Consider the following 9487-nt stretch of genomic DNA (forward strand, 5'->3'; position numbering starts at 1 on the left):
GGGCAGGAGGACGGGGAAGGCGTAGTAGAGGACGCCCCAGCTGGTGATCTGCGTGACGCACAGGGCGGGCAAGGCGAAGCGGGGCCGTGATCGGTCCCCCGTAACGGTCACGGCCCCGCCGGCTTCAAGTGCCTCCTTCCGCACCTCAGCAGCAGCCGGAGGTGACGGCTTCGCGCCGACCGTCATCGTCGGCGTCGGCGCAGCACGTGCTGCCTTCTTGCTTGCCGAGCGAGTCGGCGTCGCCTTTGACGACGTAGACCTCCCAGGGCTCCTTGCCGGGGCCGTGGACCCAGACTTTGTCCTGGAGGGCGTAGCAGCACCTCGTGTCGTTCTCCTCGTGCGTGCTCAGCCCCGCCTCGCTCAGTCGGGCAGTGGCGGCGCTGACGGCTTCGGAGGATTCGACTTCCACCCCCAGGTGATCCATACGGGTCTCCTCCCCGGGCTCGCCTTCGATGAGGACGAGCTTCAGCGGGGGCTCCGCGATAGCGAAGTTGGCGTAGCCGTCGCGGAGTTTGGCGGGTTCGGCGCCGAAGAGCCTGCTGTAGAAGGCGACGGACGTGTCCAGGTCAGGAACGCGGAGTGCGAGCTGTAGGCGTGACATGGCATACCTCCTTGTCGTGGGCTGGGTCGGGTCAGCAGCCGCCGGGGGAAGCCGGGGCTGGGGCTTGTCCGATTTCCACGGTGGCCGGGGCGGAGCAACAGCCGCCGCCTTCGTCCCCTCCCGCGTTCTGTGCCACGTCGGCCTCAGGCACATCGATGCCGGCCCCGCCACAGACTCCGGTCTCCGGCAGCGTCAGCTCCACGCGCTCCGCTGCCTCCCGGTCTCCGGCCAGAGCGGCGGCGATGGATCGGACCTGTTCGAAGCCGGTCATCGCCAGGAAGGTCGGAGCACGGCCGTAGCTCTTCATTCCGACGAGATAGACGTTCTTCTCCGGGTGGGCCAGCTCCTTCGCGCCGTGGGGATAGACGGTGCCGCAGGAGTGGACGTTGGGATCGATCAACGGGGCCAGCTCCACCGGAGCTTGGAGACGCTCGTCCAGCCCCAGGCGCAGTTCGTCGTGGAATGACAGGTCGGGCCGGAGACCGGTCAGGGCGATGACCTGATCGACCGGTCCGAGGCGGCGGCTGTCCTCAGCCACGAGCACGACCTGCCCGTCGGCCTCTTCGACCGAGGCCGTACGGAACCCCGTGACCGCTGCGGCGTATCCGTCCTCGACGGCGGCCTTCGCACGCAGGCCCAGCGCGCCGCGGGCAGGCAGCTGGTCGGCTTCGCCACCACCGAACGTGCTCTCGCCGACGCCGCGACGCAGGATCCACGAGGCATGCGTGCCTGGGTGCTCCTTCGCCAGGCCGGCGAGCTGCGCGAGAGCGGTGAACGCGGAGGCACCGGAGCCGATCACTGCGGTGCGCTTGCCCGCGTAACGGGCTTGTACAACGGGGTCGTTGAGGTCGGGGATGCGGTAGGTGATCCGGTCTGCTGCGGCCCGTTCCCCGGGGGCGGGCAGTCCGTCGCCACCGAGAGGGCTCGGGATCGCCCAGGTGCCGGAGGCGTCGATGACCGCGCGGGCCGTCAGACGCTCCTCGTGGCCGCCGGACGTGACGAGGTGGACGGTGAAGGGCTGCTCCTCACGGTCGGCGTCGACGACGCGGTCCCGGCCGCTGCGCGAGATTCCGGTGACGCGCGTGCCGTAGCGGACCCGTTCGCCCAAGGCGTCCGCCAGCGGCTGGAGATACAGCTCGGCCCACTCCCCGCCGGTGGGGTAGGAGGCGTCGTCGGGACGGATCCAGCCGGTGGGGGCGAGGAGCTTCTCGGCGGCCGGGTCGACGACCTCGGCCCAGGGGGAGAACAGCCGCACATGGCTCCACTCCCGCACGGCCGTGCCCGCGCCGGGGCCCGCCTCCAGCACCAGCGGATTCTGCTCCCGGGCGAGGAGGTGGGCGGCGGCGGCCAGGCCGACCGGGCCGGCTCCGATCACCACGGTGGGCAGCGCGGCGGTGGGCTCGTTCACGATGACTCCCCGACTTGATTCGACTTGTGTCTATGGCTTGCACTGCCAGCATCACACCTGTTTCGATAGGCGTCAACTTAGACGTTCATCGAAATGATGGGCGTGAGTGATGAGTGATGGAGCATGCCGACGTCCTGGTCATCGGGGGCATCGCGCGTGCGCTGCTGGACGCCCTGGTCGCTTCGACCTGGTGAGCGCCGAGGCTCAGTGATCGACTGACCGGCTGGGAGAACGCCTGACGCCTCACCGGAAGTCACTGGTCACCCACGCCGGTGGGTCGGACAGCGGGCCCCGGTGCGATGGTGCCGAGCCCGGTTCAACTCTCCTGCGCCTGCAGAGCAGGTATCGGAAGGGCGAACTTCCGGCGCCAGGCCAGGGAGACGTAGACGAGGGCCACAAGGACGGGGACCTCGATGAGCGGTCCGACGACGCCGGAGAGGGCCTGTCCGGAGGTGACGCCGAAGGTGGCGATGGCCACCGCGATGGCGAGCTCGAAGTTGTTGCCGGCTGCGGTGAAGGCCAGGGTCGCGGTGCGGTCGTAGGGGATGCCGAGGCCCTTGCCCAGAGCGAAGGAGCCGAACCACATGATCGCGAAGTAGACCAACAGCGGCAGCGCGATGCGTACGACGTCCAGGGGCTGGGAGGTGATCGTCTTCCCTTGGAGGGCGAAGAGGATCACGATGGTGAAGAGGAGTCCGTAGAGGGCGAACGGGCCGATCTTCGGCAGGAATTCGTTCTCGTAGGACTCGCGGCCCATCTTCTTCTCGCCGAGGCGGCGGGTCAGGAAGCCGGCCAGCAGCGGGATCCCAAGGAAGATGACGACATTCCAGGCGATCTTCCACATGGAGATGTCGAGCTGCTCGCCGCCTCCGAGGCCGAGCCAGCCGGGCAGCAGGTCCAGGTAGAGCCAGCCGAGCAGGCCGAAGGCCAGGACCTGGAAGACGGAGTTGAGGGCGACGAGGACGGCGGCGGCTTCGCGGTCGCCGCAGGCCAGGTCGTTCCAGATGATGACCATCGCGATGCAGCGCGCGAGCCCGACGATGATCAGTCCGGTGCGGTACTCGGGCAGGTCCGGCAGGAAGATCCAGGCCAGGGCGAACATCACCGCCGGGCCCAGGATCCAGTTGACGACCAGCGAGGAGAGCATGAGCTTCCGGTCGCCGGTGACCGCGTCCAGCTTGTCGTAGCGGACCTTGGCCAGCACCGGATACATCATGATCAGCAGGCCCACGGCGATGGGCAGTGAGATGCCGCCGATCTCGACCTTGCTCAGTGCGCTGTTGAGTCCGGGGATCATGCGGCCGAGGGCCAGCCCCAGGCCCATCGCGATGAGGATCCACACCGCAAGGAAGCGATCCAGTGTGGGCAGCTTGGCGACGACCCCGGGCGCCGGCTCCGGGGTCGTGATCGTGGACGGTTCGGTGCGGGTCACGGACAGGCCCTCTTCTTGTCGGCGGCAGCGGTGGTACGGGCGGCAGCGGCGAGCTCCGAGAAAGCGCCGGCCACCGCCTCGATGACGTCCGGGCGCAACGTGTAGTACGTGAAGCGGCCGCACGGTTCGGTCTCCACGACCCCGGCCTCGCGCAGCACTTTCAGATGGTTGGAGAGGTTGGTCTGGCGCGCACCGGTCTCCTCCACCAAGTGCGTGGTGCAGAGGGTCTCGTGGGCCAGCAGGGTCACGATCCGAAGCCTGAGCGGGTCTGCCAGAACCCGGATCAGGTCAGTGTCTACTGACGTCAGCATGGGCTGATACTCTCACATCAGTGAACGCTGATACCACCAGGCGCTGATGTCATACGCCTGAATCGCCACGAGAGCAAGAGAGACCCTGATGCCCGAAAAGCCCTCTGTGCTGTTCGTCTGCGTCCACAACGCCGGCCGGTCCCAGATGGCCGCCGCGTGGCTGACCCACCTGGCGGGCGACCACGTCGAAGTCCGCTCCGCCGGATCGGCCCCCGCCGAGACCGTCAACCCCGCAGTCGTCGACGCGATGCGTGAGGTCGGCATCGACATCGCTGCCGAGACCCCCAAGATCCTCACCGTGGACGCCGTGAAGGCCTCGGACGTCTGCATCACGATGGGCTGCGGCGACGCCTGCCCCGTCTTCCCCGGCAAGCGCTACCTCGACTGGACGCTGAAGGACCCGGCAGGCCAAGGCGTCGAGGCCGTACGTCCCATCCGCGACGAGATCAAGACTCGCATCGAGGGCCTGATCGCCGAGATCGCCCCGGAGGCCGCGAAGTAGCGACGCCCGCAGCATGATCACCGTCGGCTCAGGGCCGGCCGACAGTCGGCCACCTCGCTGCCGATATCGGAGCCCGCGATGGAATTCGCGGGCGGCGCTCGCCCTACATGGGCATGAGGGCCGCGCTCGCTCACCACGCTTCGGACGGCCTTTGGCCAGCAGTTGCCTTATGGGCTTCAGCACCTCCACCGGGTCCGATGGGACACCGCCGGACTCCCCGCCTCCCCCCACGACGAGCCTCGACGATAGAAACGATATCGACTCCAGCTTGATAGTGGTATCGTTCTGTTGGCAGGGAGCATCCGTGAAGGGACCGTCCACATGCCCAGAACCGTCATCGACCTCGACGAGGAGATGGTCGCCGAGGCCATGCGCATCTTCGGCACCAAGACGAAGGCCAAGGCGGTACGCCTCGCCATGGAAGACGCCGTCAAACGCCACCTGCGACAGGAGTTCTTCGACGCGATGGATGCCGGCGAACTCGATTTCAGCGAGATCGTCGAGAACACCGGCCCCCGCAACGCCGACGGCTCCCTCAAGCACCACGGCGACCGCGACGGAGGCCGCGCCGCCTGATGCAGGACCGCTACCTCATCGACAAGTCCGCCCTCGCCCGCTGGACGAAGCCGAGCGTCAAGGAAGTTCTCAAGCCGCTCCACGAGCGCTACCTGCTCGCCGTGTGCCAACCCACCGAGTACGAGATGATCCACTCGGCGCGAGACAGTTCAGAGGCCACACGGATCAGCACCTGGCTTCACGCCTTCGACTACCTCCGCGCCGAGGATGACACCTTCGCCCGCGCCCTCGAGGTCCAGCGCCACGCTCTCAACGCTGGCTTCCACCGCGCCCTCTCCCTCCCCGACCTGCTGATCTCCGCCACGGCAGAGCTGAACCGGCGGACGGTCCTCCACTACGACGGCGACTTCGACATGATCGCCTCCCTGACGGGACAGCCCGCCGAGTGGGTCGTACCGTCTGGCAGCGCTGACTGACTCGCCATTTCAGGCGCAGCACACTAGGTTCCCCTGTCGGATTGAGCGGAGGCTCCGATGGACCGGCACAGGTTCGCCTGGTGCCACTCTGCCGTGGACTAGACGATCTCACCCATCCACATCCGGCGGCCCAGCTCATCGAGCTCGACGCGACGTTCCTCGTACTCGGGCAAGGCCTGCCTCAGCAATCGCCAGAAGTTCCCACGATGGCCAGGCACCCGGACATGTGCCACCTCGTGAGCAACGACGTAGTCCACAAGGTGCATCGGCAGCTGGAAGAGTGGCCACCCCAGGCTCATCCGGCCAGGTCCCCGGTCGCCCTCTCCCGGCCGGTACATTCCCCAGCGCTGCCCGAGGTCACGTACCTCCAGTTCAGGCTCGGCCACCCCCATCCGGGCGGCCCAGGGCTGAAGCCGTCCGGCCGTCCAGGCGCGTCCGGCCCGGCAGTACCAGTCGACCAGCGCGGCCCGCCCCCGATCCGGGTCCACGGTCTGCTCCTGGCTCACCACCAGACGCCCGGCAACCAGCCGGACCCTTCCGTCGGCGGGCGCGTCCGGCGAGACCGCCAGCCGGTACGTACGCCCCAGGTAGCGGAAGACCTCTCCATTGATCAGCCGCTTCGGCGGGTTCAGCGGGCGGGTCCGCTCGCGCACCCCGGCCTTGTCCACCAGCCACGACCGGTGCGCGCGCACGAAGTCCTCCGCGTCGGCCGTCGGCCGCCCCTCGGGCATGTGCAGGGTGAGTCCGGCATCCGGTTCCACGGTCAGCGCGAACCGCTTGCGACGGGCGCTGACCCGCACCCGCAGCTCCAGGCCGTCGACCGTGAGCCGGCCCCCCTCGGCCAGAGCCTTCCGGGGCACGGAAACACGGTCTTCGGCGAATGCGGTCACCCGGCCTATTCTTCCCTGTCCCTGCCGATGAACTGCCGCCGGTTGTCCGCGGCATGCGCCGCGAGTCGCTGCGCCATGCTCTGAAGTGACGGCCAGTCCGTACTGGTCGAGGGCCGCACACCACCTTTGAGCAATTGGTTCTGAATGCTGTTCGCCAGTGCGGTGAGGTCCTGGTGCTGCCCCTGATAGGCCGCCTTGGCCATGGTCTGCGTGGCCGTGTCGCACACCGCGACGACCAGCGGGCGCGCGTCCTGCTCTTTGCGGGCGACGCCCGGATTCTCCTCCAGAAGCTGATCGAGTAGCCGGTACACCCGCTGCTCCAAGGGGCTGAGCCCCGCGAGCGCCGGGTCCTCCTCGTCCTCCTGCCTGGCCTCCTCGATCAGTGTGCCGAACTCCGCGATCTGCTCGTCGAAGCGTTCGGGCAGCTCCCGCAGGAGCTCCTCCAGCCGTTCCGAGAGCCGCGCGTACTTCTCCGGGTCCTCCCGCTTGACCCGCTCCTCCAGGTGGAAGCGCAGCGCATGCCCCATCTCGGCGGCGGCCTCACGCGGCGGCAGGGCACGCACCTTCTCGTCGAAGACGGGCGAGGCAAGCGAGACGGGCGGGATGACCTGCTCGATCTCCGGCCCCTCCAGATGCTCGGCGATCATCGCCCGGACCTTGCGCCCGTACCGGCGCAGGGTGAACCCCCCGCCTGGCGCGTCCCTGTAGAGCCGCCGGACGCGCTTCTGCAGCATCCCCCAGCGCCGGGCGTCGGCCACGTAGTCCAAGCCGCGCTCATGCGGCAGTACGCGTTCCAGTACGGCGAGGAACTGGTGCAGCACCTCGTCGTACCCGAAGCGAGCCGTCTCGTCCTCGAAGGCGTGCGCGGCGGAACCCAGCTTGGCGGGATCGGCGAGATCCGCATCCGTGACGCCGTTCCGGAGCAGGTGGTCGCGGACCGCCTCGGCGGCAGGCTCCAACCCGTCGATCTCCTCGGAGAGGCTTCGCATGGTGTCGTCGACATCGGCGTCCCGGTACTCGGCCAGTGCCTCGGCCAGGTGCTCGAAGACGCCGTAGTAGTCGACGACGTACCCGACGTCCTTGCCCTCCATCGGCCGGTTGACCCTGGCGACGGCCTGGAGCAGTTCGGCATCGCGGATCGGCCGGTCCAGGTAGAGCGCCTGCTCGCGAGGGGCGTCGAATCCCGTCAGCAGCATGGACTTCACGATGAGGAAGGCAACCGGGCTTTCGGGGTGTACGGGATCGGGCCCGGCCGCCCCCGGGGCTTCCGACTGCCCGGCCGGCTCCCGGGACCAGGGGTGATCGGCCGGGGCATCTTCCGGATCGTCCTGCGGCAGGGTGTTGAAGGGCATGGTGGCGACCCACTCGGGCTCGGGCGCCAGATGCGGGAACGCCTGGTGAAAGCGCTCGATGTACGCCTTCTGCCGCTCCGCGTCGGTCCAGTGCAGCCACTTGCGGCGCTTGCGCTCCTCGCCCGGGGAAACGACCGGCACGAAGTCGATACGGCGCAGCAGTGCGCGGTACTGGTGCGCCTGGTAGAGGTAACGCGATCGCCGGGCCAGCTTCTCCAGCGGTATCCCCGCCACCGACTCCGGCCGGAAAGCCGCGAGTTCGACCATGAGGGCATCGCGGGCCAGCCGCAGCGCGTGGTGGTACTCCACGGCTGCCTTCCGGCTGACCGCCGCGACCTGGGCCTTGAAGCCGCCGCCGGGCAGCACCCAGGTCACCCAGTGCTCCAGCATGTCCTCGGCCTTGGCCCGGATCATCGGCTGCGACTCGGCGACGTCGCGCGCGGTGGGAGACTTCCGCAGCAGCTTCTGCTTCTCGTCGTCCGTGAGGCCGTGGATCAGGTCCGCGAAGTTCCGGTCGAGTCCGTCCTTGTCGAAGACCTTGCCCTCGCCGGTACGGCCTTCGTAGCGGATGCGGACGACGACACCGTCGTGCTCGGCTTCCGCCATCCGGTACTCATCGAGGAAAGTCCGGTTCGGTCCAGCCCCGAAGATCCGGCGGGTGTCGTCCAGTTGGCCCGTCATGATCGGTGTGCCGGTGAACCCGATCTTAGCCGCGTTGGGGATGGCTTTGCGCAGCGCCGCGTGCAGCGTGTTGGTGTGCGAGCGGTGGGCCTCATCGACGAGGACGAGGATGTCCGAGTCCGTATTGCACTCGGGGAAGTTCGGTACGGGCGGCGGGACTTCGGCCTCCCCCTCCTCCCGGGCCCGCTCGGCCTCCGCGTACTCCCCTGGAAGGTCCCGGTCGTCCCCGTCGCCCCCGGCCTCGGCGGCGAAGGTGAAGCCGCCCCCGTACTTCTGGATCATCGCGAAGACGACCCGCCGCCCGCCGTCCCGCAGCAACCCCTCCATCTGGGTGCGGGTCTCGGCCGTCTCGACGTCGGACTCGCTCAGCTTCAGGGTCGCGGACAACTGGTCCTGCAACTGGGTCCGGTCGGTGACCACCACGACCATGAACTCGCTGAGCCGGGGGTGCAGATGGATACGACGCACGAGAAACGTCATGGTCAGGCTCTTGCCGGAGCCCTGGGTGTGCCAGATGACTCCGCCGCGTTCGTCGTCGGGCACGAGGGCCCCGCGCGTCCGCCCGGTGAGCAGCCTGTCCACGGCCTTCTCCGCGGCCCGGTACTGCTGATGCCTGGCGATCGCCTTGACGGTCCGCCTCCCGCCGGACTCGGTCTCGACGGGGAGCGGGATGACGTAGTGCCGTACGACATTGAGCAGCGCTGCGGGCCGCAGGACGACACCGACAAGTTTGTGGCGCTCGTTCATTTTCCTGACGCTGCCGGGCAGTTCGGCCTTGAGCGTGGCCTTGCTCTCCGGCTCGATGCTCCGCCAGGGGTGGAAGTGTTCGGGCGCGGAGGTGACGGTCCCGAGGTACGCGGTCTCAGCGGTCGCGGCGACCAGCAGCTGCACGGTCCGGAACAGCTCCGGGACGCCGGCGGGCACGGGCAGGTCGGTGCCGTCGCGCTCGTCCTCCCTGATCGGATCGCCCGCGTAGTGCCGCAGGTCGAGTACGGCACTGCGGATGGGGTCGGCGAGGTCGGGGCTCTTGCACTCGACGGCGACGAGCGGGATGCCGTTCACGAACAGGACGAGGTCGAGTATCGACACCTCGCCGGACCGGTTCTCGACGCGGAGCTGGTCGACGACGGTGAACTCGTTGAGCGCCAGCCGGTTCGCTTCCGGGCGCCACTCGACGTACTGCACCGTGGCGGAAGCCCCGTCGTGCTCGGCGGACGGGCCGGTGAGGACATGGCCGCTGAGCAGCATCTCGGTGGCGTCGAAGTTGGCCTGCGCGATGCCCCGCCCGAGGGAGACGGAGGTCAGCTCGGCGATGGAG

At 68.6% G+C, this 9487-nt stretch carries 9 protein-coding genes and 1 pseudogene; 3 read left to right on the forward strand and 7 right to left on the reverse strand.

What is annotated here, in order from left to right; translation table 11 throughout:
• The 5 genes and pseudogenes from ACRDP3_RS06635 to ACRDP3_RS06655 form a co-directional block, all read right to left on the reverse strand.
• Positions 1-186, reverse strand: a pseudogene (locus ACRDP3_RS06635) (MFS transporter); the annotation flags it as partial.
• Positions 146-601: an ArsI/CadI family heavy metal resistance metalloenzyme gene (locus tag ACRDP3_RS06640; protein WP_431515889.1), complete on the reverse strand. Its 456-nt coding sequence runs from the start codon at positions 599-601 to the stop codon at positions 146-148. The pseudogene ACRDP3_RS06635 and the gene ACRDP3_RS06640, both read right to left, overlap by 41 nt.
• Positions 602-632: 31 nt before the next feature.
• Positions 633-2009 (reverse strand): NAD(P)-binding domain-containing protein, encoded by a 1377-nt coding sequence (locus tag ACRDP3_RS06645; RefSeq protein ID WP_431515890.1) that lies wholly within the window; start codon positions 2007-2009, stop codon positions 633-635.
• 316 nt (positions 2010-2325) lie between these two features.
• Positions 2326-3441 (reverse strand): ACR3 family arsenite efflux transporter, encoded by a 1116-nt coding sequence (gene arsB, locus ACRDP3_RS06650; protein WP_431515891.1) that lies wholly within the window; start codon positions 3439-3441, stop codon positions 2326-2328.
• Positions 3438-3752 carry an ArsR/SmtB family transcription factor gene (locus ACRDP3_RS06655; protein ID WP_431515892.1) on the reverse strand — a complete coding sequence of 105 codons (315 nt, stop codon included), beginning with the start codon at positions 3750-3752 and terminating at the stop codon, positions 3438-3440. Before ACRDP3_RS06655 ends, arsB begins: the two co-directional genes overlap by 4 nt.
• An 88-nt stretch (positions 3753-3840) precedes the next feature.
• On the opposite strand from ACRDP3_RS06655, the gene ACRDP3_RS06660 reads away from it, so the two are divergent.
• From ACRDP3_RS06660 to ACRDP3_RS06670, 3 genes are all read left to right on the forward strand, one after another.
• Positions 3841-4254, forward strand: a complete 414-nt coding sequence (locus tag ACRDP3_RS06660) for an arsenate reductase ArsC (protein ID WP_431515893.1) — start codon at positions 3841-3843, stop codon at positions 4252-4254.
• Positions 4255-4575: 321 nt separating this feature from the next.
• Positions 4576-4830: a type II toxin-antitoxin system VapB family antitoxin gene (locus ACRDP3_RS06665; RefSeq protein WP_431515894.1), complete on the forward strand. Its 255-nt coding sequence runs from the start codon at positions 4576-4578 to the stop codon at positions 4828-4830.
• Complete coding sequence (locus tag ACRDP3_RS06670) at positions 4830-5246, forward strand: PIN domain nuclease (RefSeq protein ID WP_431515895.1); 417 nt, start codon at positions 4830-4832, stop codon at positions 5244-5246. Before ACRDP3_RS06665 ends, ACRDP3_RS06670 begins: the two co-directional genes overlap by 1 nt.
• A 98-nt stretch (positions 5247-5344) precedes the next feature.
• On the opposite strand, the gene ACRDP3_RS06675 is transcribed toward ACRDP3_RS06670, so the two are convergent.
• Both ACRDP3_RS06675 and ACRDP3_RS06680 read right to left on the reverse strand, forming a co-directional pair.
• Complete coding sequence (locus ACRDP3_RS06675; RefSeq protein WP_431515896.1) at positions 5345-6106, reverse strand: M48 family metallopeptidase; 762 nt, start codon at positions 6104-6106, stop codon at positions 5345-5347.
• Between the two features lie 35 nt (positions 6107-6141).
• Positions 6142-9487: type I restriction endonuclease subunit R (locus ACRDP3_RS06680; protein WP_431515897.1), on the reverse strand; the 3346-nt coding region annotated here is incomplete at its 5' end.

The sequence above is a fragment of the Streptomyces sp. genome, from assembly GCF_050698815.1.
Lineage (GTDB): Bacteria > Actinomycetota > Actinomycetes > Streptomycetales > Streptomycetaceae > Streptomyces.

Coding starts and splice junctions, on each gene's coding strand:
- ACRDP3_RS06640 (WP_431515889.1), bottom strand. CDS start 601: ATGTCACGCCTACAGCTCGCACTCCGCGTTCCTGACCTGGACACGTCC.
- ACRDP3_RS06655 (WP_431515892.1), bottom strand. CDS start 3,752: ATGCTGACGTCAGTAGACACTGACCTGATCCGGGTTCTGGCAGACCCG.
- ACRDP3_RS06660 (WP_431515893.1), top strand. CDS start 3,841: ATGCCCGAAAAGCCCTCTGTGCTGTTCGTCTGCGTCCACAACGCCGGC.
- ACRDP3_RS06665 (WP_431515894.1), top strand. CDS start 4,576: ATGCCCAGAACCGTCATCGACCTCGACGAGGAGATGGTCGCCGAGGCC.
- ACRDP3_RS06670 (WP_431515895.1), top strand. CDS start 4,830: ATGCAGGACCGCTACCTCATCGACAAGTCCGCCCTCGCCCGCTGGACG.